Consider the following 16,694-nt stretch of genomic DNA (forward strand, 5'->3'; position numbering starts at 1 on the left):
CTCCGGTCAGGGCATCGCAGCAACGGGTTTGTAGGGGGCTACCAGGTAAAAGCGCTGATCCGGCAGTTCCAGTGTGACGACATGGGCTCCATTGAGCCCCAGCCGACGACCGGGACCGAAGCTGATCTGCGGTGTCAGCCCGGTGGCAAAGTCATGCAGGCCTTCCAGGGCACTGACCAGTTTTTCACGACTGGCATCCCTTCCGGCCTGCTTCATGCCTTCGGCGAACAACAGCATCGAACTGAAGGCACCTACTTGCACAAAGGCGTACTGCCCGCCCAGGCCCGCGGACTCGCGAACCCGGGTCAGCGCCAGACGCCCGGCCGGTGTCCAGTCACTGGGTATAAAGGGGTAGGCAATAAACACTCGGCGGGAAAACTCAACGGGGACTTGAAACAGATCCCCTGCCACCTGCTGCGCCGTGGCAAACAGATACGGCGCCTGACCTGCCGCCTGCAAGCGGATGGCGAGACGACTGAAACCGCCGCTGCTACCCAGGTAAAATACCGAGCGGGAAGCAGGCGGGAGTAGCTCCTGCACCGGGTCGTAGGTCTGCACCTGGACGTTTTGCCAGGCATGAGCCTGTAAATAGAGGCCAAGTTCATCCGCGACCTTTTGCTGTCCGGGTGCGCCGGCGTACAGGATCAACGTGGGCCCCTGCAGCGCTTCAAGCTGCTGGCTGGCGAAGTCGGCCAACGCAATGAGTTGCTCGCGCAGCCCGGGCAAGGGTTCGAATATCAGTCTGCTGGACTGGCTCGTGCCGAGCAGTGACAACGCACCGATCAACGGAACGCCCGCCTGTTCCAGATGCTGTGCAAGCGATGTGTCCAGTGCAGGGGCCAGTGGCGCGATCATGGCGAATACCTGCTCCTGTTCGATCAGCCGGTCCAGTGCCTGCTCGGCGCTGGCGCGATCCGGGCCGGGATCGAGGATGGTCAGGCGCAGCTGCCGACCATGAATGCCTCCGGCCTGGTTGATTTGCGCCACGCTGCCATTGAGCACCGCAGCCAGGGTGGCGCCCTCTTCGGCCAGCGGTCCTTCGGCAGGCAACAAGGTGCCCAAGTGCAGGGTTTTGGCATCAAGGCCGGGATCACGATCATCGGTCACGCGCTTGAGATAAGCCGTGAGGTTGCGCTGGTCATTGATCGACAGCACGAACCGCGGCATGGCCGGGTCGAGCCGATTGCCGCCGGGATCACGGCCCTCCTGAACGGCCCGGGCCAACGCGCCGTCCGAGTACGCCGGGTAATTGCGGCCATTGACCTGCTGCTGGCCATGACGGCTGCTGAGCCGTGACCAGCTCAGGTCTGGCGGTCGTACCCCGCCCTCAGGGCGTCCGAGCCCATCGGTGCCGTGGCAGTTGGCACATGGCAGGCTGGTGGCGGGCAACAACATGCCGGCGACGCCGACCCTGGCCATGATGGGCTCACCGCTCGCCGACATACCCTCACGGTACAGGCGCTTGCCGGCACTTTCGTCGGGGGTCAGTGGCAATGCCTGGGCGCAGGCTATGACGCCTGAGAGCAGTAGCATTGCAGAGGCGAGTGAGGCGTTCATGGGACGCGCTCAACGCCCGACCACTGGCATTGTCAGCAGCTGCAAACGCTGGGCAATGGCAGCAGCCGGGGCATCGGGGCGTATCTTGCTCCAGCGTTTGTTGGCCACGTCGCCCACAATCAGCTGCGTGGAGTGTTGCTCGGGCGTTGGTACGATCTGGCCAATGCGCCCCAGCACCAGTTCCATCTGCGCCTTGTTGCCGGTCAAAAAAAGCCAGTGGGGATCATCGACCCCTTGTTTCAAGGTGTAAGCCTTGAGCACCGCCGGCGTGTCACGCAGCGGATCACTGGTAAGGGAAATAAAGGTAATGCCGTCGGCCTTGTCCCCCAGTACTTCACGCACTTCCTTGAGCTTGCGGGTGATCAACGGGCAGGCATCGGTGCAGCTGGTAAATATCACGTTCAGCAACACCACACGGTTTTGCAAGGCATCGCTGTAGAAGCGCAGTGTCTGACCATTCTGATCCAACAGCGGGGTGTCGGTGAACCAGGTTTTTGCGTCGCGGGTGCCGGTGGCCGGCGCTGCCACAGTCGCGGTGGTCGCAGGTTCTTCTGGTACCGACGGGTTATGCCCTTCGTGGGCGAGCGCCGCTGTGCTGAACAGGCAAAAACACACACTCAGAGCAATACGGTCCAGGGTTTTCATGGATGCTGCTCCATTGCAACGGCGGTGTGTTTGGCATGGGCCCCGCGCTGGCCGCTGAGTTTTTCCACTTCATGAATCAGCACCGCAGGGTCGGTGAAACCGTAATAACGGGTCCAGTTCCGACTGTTGCCATCCCCCACCAGAATCAGCGGAGCATGATTTTTCAAGTCGGCACTGAACGTCCCCAAGCCCTTGAGCGTGTCATTGACCGATTGGGTCGACCCCGTCAGCCAGCTCCAGCCCGGTCCGCTCTGAAAGCCACGGGCGTATTCATTCAGCCGACCGCTATCGTCACGCTGCGGGTCAATGCTGATGGAGACCAGTTGCACTTCGCTGCCGACCCGTGCACCCAGTTGTTTCTGCACCTTGCCCATGATGGAGGACACCACCGGGCAGACCGTGGTGCAGCTGGTGTAGATGAAGCTCATGACCACGATCTTGTTAGCCACCAGGTCAGGCTCCAGATGCACCGATTTGCCGTTCTGGTCGACCAGCGCGACGTTGGCAAAACTGACCGGGGCGCCCTGGGCGCTAGCGGGGGTTGCCGTCATGTCGTGGCCGGCATGTTCATCCGCCGAATGAGCCTGGGCCTGGCCAATACCGTAAGCCAACAGCCAGAAAGTCGTGAAAGCACACTGCGCAAATCGGTTCATGTCGATTTCCTCTTCAATGAGCAGCGCCGGGGGCAACCCGCACGCTGGCAAAAGTCTTGTCGTCGAAGCCCGCACCCAGGGACGCGGCACGTACATGCAAGTACCAGGCACCGGGCTGGTTGAGCGTCAGCGGAACTTCATAAACACCCTCACCCACCTCCAGCGCCGCCACCGATTGCGCTCGTGAGGACGGTGCGAGGAAGTAACGCACCTGGACATCCTTGACCCCGCTGCGTTGAGTGTTTTGCTTGCCCTGAACAATGCGAAAGCGCACCACATAGGGACTGCCAAGGGTCGCTGTGACGGTATCGAGCATGAACTCGACCTTGGGCACGCCCGCGACCCGGGTACTCTGTATGGCCGGCTCTACATCCGCCGTGAAGCAGTGAATGATGTTGGGTTGATTCAACAGGAAGGCCACATCGAAACGCCCGGCGGGAGGCAGCTTGATCCGCGCGCTGTAGAGCCCGGGCGAGACTTCCCGCAGGCTGCGGTCAATCACCATTGCTGCCCGCGCCACTTGGCCGCGGTTGGGGTAACCCGACATCGGGGCATTCATGCCCTCTGCATAGAAGTAAGTGGTGTTGTCCACCGGGTTGACCACGAACACCGCATTGTCGTCCCGCGACACCGCCAGACTTGAGGCCAGAGGCAAATCACCGGCAAGGCGCGGCGCCTGGGGACCGGCTTCGAAACCCTGACTGATCGGGGTGCGCCCTTCTCCCAGCGAGGCGAGGTTGATCATCGTGACCTTGGCCGACGCCAGGCCGCGTATGTAGGCATAAGCCTTGGTGAACACCACTTGATAAGGTTCGGCGGACACCGCCACGTCATGGATCAACGAGTCGTTGCTGGCGTCGATGACCGAAGCCTGATTTTCAAGGGTATTGAGCACGATGCCAAAGCGCCCGTCGGCACTGAAACCCATCGGCCCCAGGCCCTGCTTGAGCTTGATAACCCTGCGTACCGACAGGCTCACGGCGTCAACGACTGTTACCGTACCGTCCTGACCATCAGCAACGTACACGGCCTGGGACAGCGCAGAGAAGGCAATCGACAACGGGTGCGAACCGGTCTTGAGCTGCTTGCTCAGGGTCAGGCTGGCGATGTCGATGATGCTCACCGTGCCGTCATCGCGGTTGCTGACAAACGCCTGTCGGCTGTCCTTGCTGAAGGCGATTTCATGATGACCGGCACCGGTTGCCACATGTTTGAGTGGCTTGAGGCTCTGCGCATCGATCACCGTCACCCCGGACTGCTCGGGTGCCCTGGCATTGTTGCCCACCCACAACAGGCGCTCGTCCGGCTGCAAAGCCACCCGCACCGGATTGCTGCCCGCCGCGACCGAGTCAACCAGCTTGAATTGCTCGCTGTCGATGACCGCCACCGCATCGGCATTGGGCATGGAAACAAACACCCGTTTGTTGTCTGCGGGTGTGACCCAGTCCATGGGCGGCTGTTTCAGTTCGATGCGCGATAACGTACTGGTGATCCCCCCTACAGACACTTGCGGGTCTACCACTGAAACGCTCGCATCACGGTTCATGACCATCAGGTAGTAGCTGTTGAGATCAAGCAATGGACGCGCGCCGATGCTCGACTTCAGAAACACCCCGACCCGCGACTTGCAGCTGTGTTCACGCCCCTGAGCCAGGTCAGCGGCAACGGCCTGCGGGTCGAGCCAGGCACCTGGCGCAACCCCGGCCAGCGGCTGGCCGGAGGTTGTGTCCGTGACCCGGAAGCGAACATCGGCAAACTCACCTTCACGCAAGACGCCGTCTTTGGCCAAGGACTGTACCTGCAGGGCGACGGTTACACCGTCACGCACCAGTTTTTGTTCGCCCTCGGCCCGGGTTTCGGCCGCCCGGCACGCGCCTCCCGGGGCACTCAATGCTGTGGCGAGCAGCCACACACAAACACCGGTTCCAATGGCCTTGCTCATGGTATTTCTCCCCCTCAAATTCCCGCTTGCCGCTCCCCCCGTACGGCAGGAGCAGGCGTGCTCACTCCTGCCGATACCTGCGGCCCATCAAGGCGCGGGGGCCGGTTCGGGCTCATTGGAGACTCGCAACAGCCCCCACAACCCGGCGGTGTTGCCATAGGCCGCGTAATCCCGGAAGAGGTAGTCCCCCGGTATTGCATTGGTGCCCCCGGCGCTCGGGTGCATGAAACTGAAGTGAGCAGCCGGCAGGACGCTCTCGTGGGCGCCGATATACATCGACATCGGGTTGTAGCCGAACCGCACCGAGCCCACCCCGGGAGTCCACATCGGATAGCCACCGGGATCGCTTTTTTCCGACTGGAACGGGTTGACTGACCACACGTGTCCGTCCAGCTGGAACGTGCTGCCACGACTGCCGCCGGTAGGCATCAGGATGTGGGTACGGAACGGTTGCCCCGGTTTCACATAGAGCACCGGCGTTTGCGGATCGCCTCCCACCAGCGCGTTGCTGTAAGCCATGTGCGCATTGGGCACGTCAGCGTAGCCCGCACCGTCGGCATGGCCGAACGGTGCATCTGGCGCCAGCCCGAAGCGATACCACAGCGGTTCGGCCTTGTAATTGATCGCCATGCTGGAGTTGTCCTGCGGATCCGTCGGTACCCCCAGGCCTTCAGCCGCAATGCCTTCCACTGGCCGACCGCCGGCCCAGCGGATGTTCAGGGCTTTTTGCCAGACCATCGCAAAGTCGCGGTAAACCGCCTGCCCCGGCGCCGTAACGCTGGCATTGACCTTGCGGATATCGTCAACCCAGGTAGCCCCCACCGGCAGGATGCTCATGGCACCTCCCAGGCCTTTTTGCGGCTGCTTGATCACATCCGCCGGGGTGAAGTTCAGCCCGCCGAACTCCACGGCCGTAGCGTTGATGTTGTCGACGCTGCGACCCAGCTGAGTGATCGGTTTGCCTTCACGCTCAAGGTGACCGGCGTAGTACTGATAAGTACGGCTAGGGTACGCGCCGCTGTTGCCAAGCCGGGGAGCAACGGTCTGGACCGGGTTGGCACCGACGTTGGCACCATCAGACTTGGTGATGTCATACGCCAGCAGTTGCGCATGCAGGCCTACATGGCTGGAGGGCCGCATCAGGTTGTTGCTGAAGGTGCTCGAGCCGTCACTGCCATTTCGATCACGCTTGACTACACCTTGCATCACGGCGGTCTGGGCCAGGTCGGGCATGACGCTCGGCAGCCGATTTTCCAGTGTGATGTTGATGCAGTCCCCGGCCGTTGCACGCAACACCAGCGGCTCTACCGGCACGCCGGGTTTGAGCTTGCCACTGATCGGGTCCAGATCGGCCTTGCGTACATAGAGGATGGCCGTCGGATCGTGCAGCGGGCCGCTTTGCCCGCCGAGGGTCATGGTTACCCCGTCTTCAGGATCGGTCACGGTTACTTGGGCGATACTCACCGGCCGCGAGTTGTACACCAGGGTCCCGCCAGCGGGTTTCAACAGCCCGCCCACATGCTGGCCAATGCCTGCCGGATCGCCGAGGGTCAGCCCCAACGGATTGCCGAGGATGTCGTTGGCCAGTGCTGCGACCACTTCATAGTTGCGCTGCACAGTGGGACGGGTTCCGATGCCATTGGGGTTGGCGCTGATTCTTGGGCATGAGCCTTCGAAGGCCACGGTGTTGCGCATACCGGCCGGTTTCGGGTTATTGGGCAACGCAAACAGGTCGGCTCGTTGTGCGGTGTAGTTGCGCATCACACCCCAGATCCCGCTCCAGTAACCTTCAATCGAAGCGTCCATCGAATACAGATAATCGCCAGTGGTGGCAGCTGAACTGGACAGCATCGAGATAGGCGCGATAAAGCCCATCTGTTCCGAAATCCCGATCATCTGCGAGGCGCGCCAGCCGGAGTTGGAGCTGTTGCCGAAGCCAGAGCCGCTTTGCAACCACTTCACGCCGTGCAGGGTCACGTTGTGCTCTTCTTCATGGCCGCCGGCATGCACCCGCAGCCGCACATTATCACCCGTGTAGGTACGCAACATCGGCGTGAACGGATCGCCCGGTTCGGCGCCGCCACGGTTGATGTGCGGTGGAAACAGCGTGGTCCCGCCCGTTGGCCCGGTGGCGGCCGTGATCAGGTTAGGTGCCAGGTTCATGGCCGCAATAGCCCGGTCGGTGCGGCTTTGCAACGCATAGGCAAGGTCTCCACCAAGGCCGTCTGCCTGCATGCCACGTTTGCCGTCGGGGCCGACTTTGTTCGGGTCGTATACCCGCAGCGCCAGTGGTTCATTGCGGTAATTGATCACGAACATGCCAGGGTCATCGACAGAGATGGCCTGTGGGCATGGACGACTTGGGCAACCTGCAACCCGTCCGCCCTGCACTTCGACGATGCCTTCGAGCAAGTTACTGGCGTTGTTGCGCACCGGCGGGTTAATGGCGTAGCGAAAGCTGTCCGCCGTGGCCGGAAAGGCCTGGGGATTGGGCACTCCGTTGGGGCCCGCACCCACATAGACACCCGCTTCATAGGCGTGCTGAAAATCGCTGTATTCGAGGAAAAACTCACGGAAGCTGTCGTTCTTGCCATCGCCGTCCAGATCACCGGTGGACACCACGGCTTGCCACGAGGTCGGCCCGCCATCCTGGCGCGCGCCGCTGTACAGGGGCTCACCCGTTTCGGCGTGGAACCAGGTGGAACCGGCCGGTTCAGCCAGCACGGTGGCGTACAGGCCAATCTGCTGATGGGTCGACGGGCCCAGATGGTCGTGGGTAAAGATCGTCCCCAGCCCACGGTCTATGCCTTTGCTGTTAACCACAGGGTCGACAAACCAGCGCTGCATCGCGGTGCGTGCGCCCACCCAGTCAGCCCGGCCAAACTGGCCGAAGTACGGGTGATTCTTGGCTTTGGGACAGGCCGGAGTTCCATCGCGCACATCTGCCCCCGTGCACTGGTTGAAGGTGCGGATGGCATGGATGCGTTCCTGCACGGCGCCGGGCGATAGCACACCGTCTTCATAGTTCCAGCCGTTGGCCGAACCGTCTGCGGCAGTCAGGTCCCATTTAGGCAGGTGAATATGTTGGCCAATAACATCGGTTGGGGTGCGTACCTGATAATCGTCCATCTCATAGGTGGCCGGCACCAGGTTGGTCTGCTGGTACTGCACGCAGTCAAAGGTGTTCATGCGCATCACCAGTGGTTCAGGCGGCCGCTGCTTGGTGATCACCGGCCAGGCGTCTTCCCACAAGGCAAGAATGCGCGCCTGGGGAAAATGGTAGCCAACCTTGTTGTACACCGCGTCGAACTGGATATTGGCCGCTTTATAGATGCGTGGGCGATCCGCGGTAAAGGTCGAGGATCCTGTGAACGACATGCCATCCATCCGTTCGCCGCTGTTGAACTCGCCGGTTCCGGCGCCACTGGTCAGGCGTTTTTGCCGATCATCCATGCACGGCTCGTAATACGGCGCACCGGCGATTGGCAACGCGCCGTTGGTGCGGAAGTTGCGCGCGACAATCTGCTTGCCGGGTAACAGGGCATAGCTGGGGTGGTCTTTTTTGGCGTGGAAGGCCATGGCGGCCTGTTCGACCTCAGTGCCCTCTTCAGGCATGTAGATCGGCTTGGCCAGCGTCACCTCCTTGGAAAAATCCAGCGAGGTGGTAATGGTGTGAGCCTTGCCTCCGGAAGAAAATCCGGCCAGGGAGTGTCGTCCAAGGCCCCCATCCCAGCCGCCGGACTGAGCCGGGTCGAGGTTGGCCCACAGAGCCTTGCCGCTGGCTTTGAGTGCTTGAGCCTTGGTCGCGTCGAGCATATCCAGCGGCGGAGTGGGTGGACGTTGTCCGACCGAGCTTTCCATGCCGCCGATCCAGAACGGATAACCGGGGTTTTTCAGGCTGCCGTCAGCATTGCGGTTGGCTTCACTGCGATCCACCAGAGCCAGCGAACCAATGGCCCGGGCGCCACCACCTTGATGCTCGCCGTCGTCATCATCGTCCCCTGCTGCAATCAGGGTTTCACTCACTCTGGGCACCACAGCCACCTTGCCTGGCATCGGCGCCATGGCCTTGCCGGGCAGCGGTACGACTGCAGGAATCGGGGTGCCTGCGACGATTTCACCGTCGGGCAATGCCCGGGCGCCAGCGGCCGGTTTACCACTGCGCAAGGCAAAAGGCTCAGTGTGATAACCGTCGCTGCCCTGTTGTGACACCTCTAGCCGGGTGCCTTCTTCAAACACATCATGCACCCGCCACATGGCCCACATGCCTTGGGCAAAGTGCGGGTAGAAGTGGCAGTGATAGATTGCATCACCGGCTACACGGTTGCGGTTACCCGAACCGCCGTTGGCAATTTCGTAGGTGTACCCGGCCCCCGGACCAATCCCCTGGGCGTCCACATAATCGGAGTTGTCATCGTTGGGATTGAACAGCCATTGATGGCCATGCAAATGGAAGATGTGTTGCTCATGCCCGTTATGGGTATTGCGAAACTTGACGAAGTCACCGATGTAGCTGTGGTTGACGTTGGACGGCTCGGCCGGGTACAGCGCCATGCTTGCCTTGACCCCTGTTTGCTCGGCACGGGGCAGCTCGCCGGGGCGGATGCTCTCCAGCCCGACATTGGCCGGTACGTCCACCAGCATCGCTACGTCGCCAACCGTGTGCGAGCTCAGAAAAAACTCTTCATAGGCGCACGACAGGCAGTCATGCATTGGGCCAACCCCTAGGCGGTTGGCGACCACTTCGGCCCCCATGCCGCCTGAGCCATAGTTGATCATGAACGAATCGCGGGTCGGCTCAAGGACGTGAGCCATGACCGGGTCTGCCCAATACGCCGGAAAGGCCTGAGTGACAGCGGTTTCATCCTGGAACTGCGAGGCAAAATCACGGAAGGGTTCAAGACGATTGGGCAACGCCGGGTTGCGTTTGCCGATGGACTCCAGCGGATAAGTCGCAGGCGGGAAACTGCCGTCGGCGTTACTGCCCATCACAATCGCATCGCTTTCACTGGAGATGATTTCATTGCCGTCGACCATGTTGATGATCGGCGTACCGGCCTTGCCTTCCCGGATCCAGGGTTGACGCTGCGGGTAGCGGGCCTGGTAATCGACAATCGGCTGGCCTGTGGGTGTCCGGCCGCTGGAAGCCAGGCGCATCTCTTCTTCGGTCACTGTATTGCGATAGTGGCGACCGCCCTTGGGCATCACCACCACTTCACCGAACAGACCGTTGGCAACGTTGCCTGCATCCCCTTCTCCGCCGAATGTGGCACCACGGCTGCTGGCGGCGAATGCGCCTTCGCGCTCGGCATAGAGGGTATAGGAACGGGTCGCACCGGGGGCTACCAGAGTATTGGCGTTGCGCCCGGTGTACGAAGAAATATCGTCGATGCTGTTGACCGCTTGCAGACCGTTGACCTGAAACCCGACATGGCGGTCACTGACCTGCTCATCGACCTTGAAGTTGTTGTTATCGACCTGGACTTCGCCTTCTATCTCGCCCTCTTCCCCGTTTTCCTGGCTACCGGGGTTGGCCTGGTAGGCCAGCAGGTTCTGCAGGTTGATGGTCAGGCAGTCACCGGCAGCCACCCGCAACACCAGCGGCCGCGGGCGCTTGTCAGGCCGAAGCGTGACCTTGCCCGGCACCGCCGCACCCCCTGCGGACAATGGCTGGTCGTGGTCATCCACCACATCACGGCGCAAGGCGAACATCATGCCGTTGACGTTCTGCGCCCCCAGGCGGTTGAACATCAGCGGCTGGTCCAGGGCGACGATGTTCGCCACCAGATTGCGTTCGCAACGTGCGGCAGCCTGGGCCGTTTCAATACCGATCAGTGGCGTGACCATTAACAGCAGGTTTAACAAATGATGAGCGTGGGGGATGCCGTTCATGATCGCTGATCTCACTGTAGGTGCTCAGGGAGTGATTCTCGCTAAACCCAATACTGCATAGGCCATGCCATAAATATTTTTGCTTAAATTCAAATGCTTACACTTTGAATTCGTTAATACGGGGGATATTCCCCACCCTTTCCCCACTTTCTGAACTGCCTGCCATACCCAAAGATCGGCTAATCAGCCCCAGCACCGCGTTCACAGCGGCGCGTCTGCTGCCAGCCCCTGCAAACGCCGGTATTGGCGCAGGACGCTGGGTACATAACGCTGGGTTTCGGCGAACGGCGGGATCACGCCACCACGACTGAGCACCGCTTGCGGCCCGGCGTTATAGGCCGCCACGGCCAGGGCAATGTCGTTGTCGAACAGGGTCATCATGCGTTTGAGGTATTTGGCTCCGCCCTGAATGTTGGACTGGGGGTCGTAGACGTCCGTAACCCCCATTTCCCGAGCCGTGTCTGGCATCAATTGCATCAGCCCTCCCGCCCCCTTGGGTGATTTCGCTTTGGGGTCAAAGTTGGATTCGTGCTGAATCACCGCAGACAACAGCGCAGCCGGTAACTGATTGGCCGCCGCTGCCGCCAGAACCATCTCGGCATAGGGCTGTGCGGTGATCATCTGTGGCTGTTGATCGAGGCTGGCCTGCGCCTCTGCAGGCTCGCGAATCACACGTTCATAGTGTCGGCCGGGACGGTGCACATTGGACAATACGTAGCTGCCGCTGGCGTCCCGGGATACAAACACGTCGGCGTTTACGACAGCGCTCATCAGCAGTGCGCCAAACAGTGCCGTGGTCAGTGTCTTGGTCATTTTTGCCTCCCCCGACCTGCCCCTGAAAATGGGGGTAATGCCCCAGTGGACGGTCGCGGGTTAGCCCTATGCAAGCACCGAGCCGTATCGTATGAGGGCTGAATTACGGGGGTTCAGGCACGTCGAGGGGTCTTAGCATGGCAATTGCATAAGCCCTGCTGGCGACTGTGCTGCCCACTGTGTGAGGTCATCATGAATCAGCGTTTGCGTTGTGCACCGCGAATCCAAAACGGGTTCACCCTGCTCGAATTGTTGGTGGTACTGGTGGTCCTCGGGTTATTGGCCGGGATCGTCGCGCCCAAGTATTTCGCCCAGTTGGGCCGCTCCGAGGTCAAGGTGGCCAAGGCGCAAATCGAAGGGTTGGGCAAGGCGCTGGACTTGTACCGGCTGGAAGTCGGCCACTACCCCTCAACCGAACAAGGCTTGCAGGCATTGGTCACCGCGCCCAGCGACGAAACCCGCTGGACAGGCCCTTACCTTCAGAAAAAACTGCCCCAGGACCCCTGGGGGCGTAACTACACCTATCGCTATCCCGGCGAAAACGGTGAGTACGATCTGCTGTCCATGGGCAAGGACGGACAGCCCGGTGGCGATGGCGAAAACGCTGAAATCACCAGTTGGCAATGACGGGAGTCGCAACGATGCGCTTTCATCTCAAGGCAGTCGGCAAAACGGGCGTGGTCACCATGACCGTCGAGGCTCAGGGCGATGGCGAGGCCCGGCGCATGGTCGAAGATCAGGGCATGCGCGTGGTCAGTCTGCACGCCGAGCGCCGCTGGCGGGCATGGCATCTGCATCAGCGCGAGACCTTCAACCTGGTGTTGTTCAGCCAGGAACTGACAACCCTGCTCAACGCCGGCCTGCCATTGATCGATGCACTGGAAAGCCTGGCCGAAAAGGAAACCGCACCCCAGGCCCGAAAAACCTTGAGTGAACTGGTTCGCCTGCTGTACGAGGGCAAATCCTTCTCACAGGCTTTGGCCCAGTTGTCAGCCGTGTTCCCCCCGCTCTACGTTGCACTTGTGCAGTCCAGCGAGAAAACCGGGGCAGTGGGTGAGGCTCTGGGACGTTATGTCAGCTACCGGCAACGCATGGACGAGGTCCGGCAGAAAATCGTCAGCGCATCGATATACCCGCTGTTGTTGCTGGTGGTGGGCAGTGGCGTGGTGTTGTTCTTGATGGGTTACGTGGTGCCCCGCTTCAGCCTGGTGTTCGAAGGCCTGGGCGAGAATTTGCCTTGGCTGTCGCAGATGCTCATGCGCGGCGGGATGTTCCTTCACGCCCATCAGGGCGAGTTTTTTGGTGCTGTAGTGGCGAGCATCGTCGCCATCATCGTGCTGCAGCGCCGGCCGGCCTTTCGCCGGGCGGTTGGCCGGCTGATCGAAAAACTTCCGGCGGTCCATAAACGTATCGTCATGTATGAACTGGCGCGGTTTTACCGTTCCCTGGGCATTTTGCTGCAAGGCGGTATCCCGCTGGTCACTGCCATGGGAATGGTCCGTGGCCTGCTGACGGTGGCGTCCAGCCTGCGCCTCGATCAGGCCTGCGAACGGGTGCGCGAAGGCCAGTCACTGTCGACCGCGCTGGAGCTCAATCACTTGGTGACGCCGGTATCCCTGCGCCTGCTGAGGGCTGGCGAGCAGTCGGGTAATCTTGGGCAAATGATGGAGCGCAGTGCCGACTTCTATGACGAAGAGATTGGTCGCTGGATCGAATGGTTCGTGCGCCTGTTTGAACCCCTGCTGATGACTTTCATCGGCCTGCTGATCGGGGTCATCGTGATCCTGATGTACATCCCGATTTTCGAACTGGCTTCCAGTATTCATTGATCACTAGCAGACGCGTTGTATCTGTGGAATCTGACTACCCGGCTTAGCGCACGGACTGCGGTGAGGCCTTCGCGAGCAGGCTCGCTCCCACAGTGGGGTAGTGTCTAGCCCCAGATGTGGGGACACATTAATTGCTGTGGGAGGTTGCTGATAAGTTAAACCATTCACCCGTTCTTTCGTACTTGAACGCTAGAATATCAACAGTCATCTGACAACCTTAGCTAACAGCACTGTCGCGCAAGAGTTGCATGGGTGAAATAGAATGCTTATCGGTTACGCAGGTTGCTCATCGGATGATGTAACAACTCCCTTGCCCTAATAACAAAGCAGCGCTATTCCTTATGTCTGCCAACATATAAAAACAGGAATACCGTGATGCCTAGGTTCGTTGTTGTCCCTGCCGTTCCCAAGGAGACCGGATCAATGCGCATTGGATCGCGCTTCTACTGCACTACCGCCCCTATAGACTTCAATATCTATGACAGTGAGGCCCAGTGCAGGCTGCCAGACACCTTTCCCGACAGGGGGGACGCAGATAAAGCCTGTAAACAGCTCAATACTGCAAGCCTGCAACGCATGATCAATGAAAGTGTCTACGCCAGTTCACCCTGATACTCGGTTGCACTTGGGTATAACGTGCAAAAACAAAACCGTCTGCGCCCCTTAATCGAAAGTATCGATTCAAACGAATAGCCCAACTAACTTATAACATCCAACCAGGTGAAGAAAGTGCGGTTAGTTACGTACCGCACACCGCATTGTTTGTACTTTTATATGGGGATGACTTGCCAAAGGTTCCCATTCATCCATAAAGACAAAGCCTTGTTTCAGATAGAAGCTGGAGGCTCTTGCGTTGTCCGGGGATACGTCCAGATAAACGCATTCATGCCCATCTTGCAGGGCCTGGTGTTTAACAGCCCTCACCAGTTGAGCGGCAGCGCCAGAACCACGGAAATCAGGTGCGATCCACATGCCGATCAAGTTGTAGCGATGGGTTTGACTCAACGCGGCACCAATCATGCCGACCGGCTTGCCATCCTTGATCGCCAGCCAGAATTTCGTTCCGATTGCTGACGATGCACGCTCCTGCCACTGGGCATCGGTGTAGTTGGCCGCCGTTTCATGGCTCACACCAAACGCCGCAGGTGAGTCCAAAAGTGCTGCAAGACGGACGTGCTTCAACAGCATCCAGTCCTGTGTTTGCGTCAAACGAATGTCCATGTTCTTCTCTGCTCCAATGACTGAAATTACTCGTTCAGTGACTTTTCAAAACGCACATCACCCTCAGGCAACTGTTCCACCACTTGCCAGCCCAGGCTTCGATAGAAGCCGCTGGCACGACTGGTTTCAGCGGTTTCAAGCCAGATGGTGCGGTGGTGTTGAAACAGAAATTCCTCGGCCCTGGCCATCAGACGGCGGCCCACTCCGCGCCCTTCGAACTCTGGCCGAACAAAAGCGGCAAACACACAGCCATCTTCAGCGTCAGCCATTGAAAACCCGACCGGCACTCCCTCAACCTCTGCCACCCAAACGCATGGCGAAGCCGACATAGCTTGGCGTATGGCGTCGGGCGTAATGCCCATTTCGTTCAACTGATCATGGGAGAGGTGGTTCTCCGTGACACTGGTTCGAATATCAAAGATGGCGCTGATGTCTGCCTGATTGGCGATTCTGACTGTCGTTTCCATGAACGGCTCCTTGTCTATCATCCGCCAGAGGGTATCTGCCCGGGCGGGTACAGCACAACAAACGGCAAATCAGCCATACCCAAAAGAGATGGCTCCATCTGAAATCAGCACTACAAGTGTGTACCAATCGCTGCCTAAGATGAGTCATGACTCCTTACAAATGCCGCCAGCGTCACGCGGCGCACAAAAACCGGAGATTGCTCGATGACCCTTCCTGCCGCCTGCGAACACCCGCCCCTTCCCGACCTAGTGCGCGATGAACTGAGCGATTTGCTCGGCACACGATTTTCTACCTCGGCCAGCGTGCGCGAGCACCATGGCAGCGATATTTCCGCTCTCGATCCAATGCCACCGGATGCTGTGGCCTATGCCAACAGCCTCGAAGACATCGTCAACATTAGCGCCGCGTGCTATCGCCACAATGTGCCGATGATCGCCTATGGCAGCGGCACCTCTCTGGAGGGCTGGTTGCAGGCGTCCCACGGCGGCGTAAGCATTGATGTTTCAGGCATGAACCGGATTATCGATATTCGTGTCGATGACATGGATGCCACCGTACAGCCGGGAGTGACCCGCAAGCAGTTGAATGCCGCGCTGCATGGCACCGGTCTGTTCTTTCCCATCGATCCGGGTGCCGACGCGTCCTTGGGCGGCATGGCAGCCACCCGCGCGTCCGGAACCAACGCCGTGCGCTACGGCACCATGCGCGAAAACGTCCTGGCCATGACCGCCGTACTGGCCGATGGTCGCGTGATCAACACCGGTGGGCGTGCGCGCAAGTCTTCATCCGGATACGACTTGACCCATTTGTTGGTGGGTTCGGGCGGTACGCTGGCGACCATCGCCGAGCTGACCGTCAAGCTGCACCCGATTCCCGAAGCCATTTCGGCTGCCGTGTGCCGCTTTCCGAGTGTCGATCTGGCCGTACGCGCCGTCATTCAGACCATCCAGCTGGGCGTTCCAATTGCCCGTATCGAATTGCTAGACGCCTTGACCATGAGAGCCCTCAACGCCTACAGCAGCACCCAACTGCGCGAGGCACCCTCCTTGTTCTTTGAACTGCATGGCTCTGAAGCGGGAGTAAAGGAACAGATCGAGACGGTGCGCATGGTCGCCGACGAGCACCAGGGGCTGGACTTTGAATGGGCGGTCCATCCCGAAGATCGCAGCCGCTTGTGGCAAGCACGCCACGACGCTTATTTTGCCTCCCTGGCCCTGCGTCCCGGTTGCCGCTCCCTGACCACCGATGCCGTGGTGCCGATCTCACGACTGGCCGAGTGCATTGAGGCCACCGCTGCGGACCTTACTGAACATGGCTTGCTCGCCCCGATTTTCGGTCACGTGGGGGATGGCAACTTCCATGCCCTGATTCTGGTCGACCCCCATAACCCGGACGAAGTCGAACGTGCTGAAGCGGTGGCCCATCGACTGGCAGAGCGGGCAATTGCCATGCAAGGCAGTTGCACCGGCGAGCACGGCATAGGGCTGACCAAACAACACTTTATGGCGGTAGAACACGGAGCCAACGCGGTGAGCGTCATGCAGGCAATCAAGGCAGCGCTGGACCCCAAGCAACTGATGAACCCCGGGAAGATTTTCCCTCGCGGACACTCCACAGGCTGAGGCGCTGTACCATTATCGGCCCCCTTACATTCGAGTCCTGCAGGAAGCGCCT

General features: G+C 60.0%; 12 protein-coding genes. 4 read left to right on the plus strand and 8 right to left on the minus strand.

The genetic code is table 11. The features are described from left to right. Window positions 1-6 precede the first annotated feature (6 nt). From RGV06_RS03795 to RGV06_RS03820, 6 genes are all read right to left on the minus strand, one after another. Window positions 7-1,557: an ABC transporter substrate-binding protein gene (locus tag RGV06_RS03795; protein ID WP_019825572.1), complete on the minus strand. Its 1,551-nt coding sequence runs from the start codon at window positions 1,555-1,557 to the stop codon at window positions 7-9. Window positions 1,558-1,566: 9 nt separating this feature from the next. Then, window positions 1,567-2,202, minus strand: a complete 636-nt coding sequence (locus tag RGV06_RS03800) for an SCO family protein (protein WP_019825570.1) — start codon at window positions 2,200-2,202, stop codon at window positions 1,567-1,569. After that, complete coding sequence (locus tag RGV06_RS03805; protein WP_046809063.1) at window positions 2,199-2,855, minus strand: SCO family protein; 657 nt, start codon at window positions 2,853-2,855, stop codon at window positions 2,199-2,201. The genes RGV06_RS03800 and RGV06_RS03805 overlap by 4 nt, the downstream gene beginning before the upstream one ends. Window positions 2,856-2,868: 13 nt before the next feature. Next, window positions 2,869-4,797 carry a YncE family protein gene (locus tag RGV06_RS03810; RefSeq protein ID WP_322149415.1) on the minus strand — a complete coding sequence of 643 codons (1,929 nt, stop codon included), beginning with the start codon at window positions 4,795-4,797 and terminating at the stop codon, window positions 2,869-2,871. A gap of 87 nt (window positions 4,798-4,884) precedes the next feature. After that, the gene (mnxG, locus tag RGV06_RS03815; RefSeq protein ID WP_322149416.1) at window positions 4,885-10,689 is read right to left on the minus strand and encodes a manganese-oxidizing multicopper oxidase MnxG; all 5,805 of its coding nucleotides are present in this window, start codon (window positions 10,687-10,689) and stop codon (window positions 4,885-4,887) included. Between the two features lie 201 nt (window positions 10,690-10,890). Continuing rightward, the gene (locus RGV06_RS03820; RefSeq protein WP_322149418.1) at window positions 10,891-11,502 is read right to left on the minus strand and encodes a lytic transglycosylase domain-containing protein; all 612 of its coding nucleotides are present in this window, start codon (window positions 11,500-11,502) and stop codon (window positions 10,891-10,893) included. A 192-nt stretch (window positions 11,503-11,694) separates the two neighbouring features. On the opposite strand from RGV06_RS03820, the gene gspG reads away from it, so the two are divergent. From gspG to RGV06_RS03835, 3 genes are all read left to right on the plus strand, one after another. After that, entirely contained in the window at window positions 11,695-12,129 is a 435-nt protein-coding gene (gene gspG / locus RGV06_RS03825) for a type II secretion system major pseudopilin GspG (RefSeq protein ID WP_019825562.1), read from the plus strand. Window positions 12,130-12,143: 14 nt separating this feature from the next. After that, window positions 12,144-13,331, plus strand: a complete 1,188-nt coding sequence (locus RGV06_RS03830) for a type II secretion system F family protein (RefSeq protein ID WP_019825560.1) — start codon at window positions 12,144-12,146, stop codon at window positions 13,329-13,331. Between the two features lie 423 nt (window positions 13,332-13,754). Then, complete coding sequence (locus RGV06_RS03835; RefSeq protein WP_231984103.1) at window positions 13,755-13,943, plus strand: hypothetical protein; 189 nt, start codon at window positions 13,755-13,757, stop codon at window positions 13,941-13,943. Window positions 13,944-14,066: 123 nt separating this feature from the next. Here the strand turns inward: RGV06_RS03835 and RGV06_RS03840 are convergent, their stop codons facing one another. Next, entirely contained in the window at window positions 14,067-14,552 is a 486-nt protein-coding gene (locus tag RGV06_RS03840) for a GNAT family N-acetyltransferase (RefSeq protein WP_019825556.1), read from the minus strand. Between the two features lie 26 nt (window positions 14,553-14,578). Further along, on the minus strand, window positions 14,579-15,019 hold the full coding sequence (locus RGV06_RS03845) for a GNAT family N-acetyltransferase (protein ID WP_046809059.1): 441 nt from the start codon (window positions 15,017-15,019) through the stop codon (window positions 14,579-14,581). A gap of 204 nt (window positions 15,020-15,223) precedes the next feature. Here RGV06_RS03845 and RGV06_RS03850 point away from each other — a divergent pair, with 204 nt between their 5' ends. After that, entirely contained in the window at window positions 15,224-16,642 is a 1,419-nt protein-coding gene (locus tag RGV06_RS03850) for an FAD-binding oxidoreductase (protein WP_019825552.1), read from the plus strand. Window positions 16,643-16,694 lie beyond the last annotated feature (52 nt).

The sequence above is a fragment of the Pseudomonas sp. CCI3.1 genome (genome assembly GCF_034313985.1).
GTDB lineage: Bacteria > Pseudomonadota > Gammaproteobacteria > Pseudomonadales > Pseudomonadaceae > Aquipseudomonas > Aquipseudomonas psychrophila.

Bases quoted from the DNA above. Each gene is read 5' to 3' on its own strand.
- RGV06_RS03845 (WP_046809059.1), bottom strand. From the start codon at position 15,019: ATGGAAACGACAGTCAGAATCGCCAATCAGGCAGACATCAGCGCCATC.
- RGV06_RS03830 (WP_019825560.1), top strand. From the start codon at position 12,144: ATGCGCTTTCATCTCAAGGCAGTCGGCAAAACGGGCGTGGTCACCATG.
- RGV06_RS03805 (WP_046809063.1), bottom strand. From the start codon at position 2,855: ATGAACCGATTTGCGCAGTGTGCTTTCACGACTTTCTGGCTGTTGGCT.
- mnxG (WP_322149416.1), bottom strand. From the start codon at position 10,689: ATGAACGGCATCCCCCACGCTCATCATTTGTTAAACCTGCTGTTAATG.
- gspG (WP_019825562.1), top strand. From the start codon at position 11,695: ATGAATCAGCGTTTGCGTTGTGCACCGCGAATCCAAAACGGGTTCACC.
- RGV06_RS03840 (WP_019825556.1), bottom strand. From the start codon at position 14,552: ATGGACATTCGTTTGACGCAAACACAGGACTGGATGCTGTTGAAGCAC.
- RGV06_RS03850 (WP_019825552.1), top strand. From the start codon at position 15,224: ATGACCCTTCCTGCCGCCTGCGAACACCCGCCCCTTCCCGACCTAGTG.
- RGV06_RS03835 (WP_231984103.1), top strand. From the start codon at position 13,755: ATGCGCATTGGATCGCGCTTCTACTGCACTACCGCCCCTATAGACTTC.
- RGV06_RS03810 (WP_322149415.1), bottom strand. From the start codon at position 4,797: ATGAGCAAGGCCATTGGAACCGGTGTTTGTGTGTGGCTGCTCGCCACA.
- RGV06_RS03820 (WP_322149418.1), bottom strand. From the start codon at position 11,502: ATGACCAAGACACTGACCACGGCACTGTTTGGCGCACTGCTGATGAGC.
- RGV06_RS03795 (WP_019825572.1), bottom strand. From the start codon at position 1,557: ATGAACGCCTCACTCGCCTCTGCAATGCTACTGCTCTCAGGCGTCATA.
- RGV06_RS03800 (WP_019825570.1), bottom strand. From the start codon at position 2,202: ATGAAAACCCTGGACCGTATTGCTCTGAGTGTGTGTTTTTGCCTGTTC.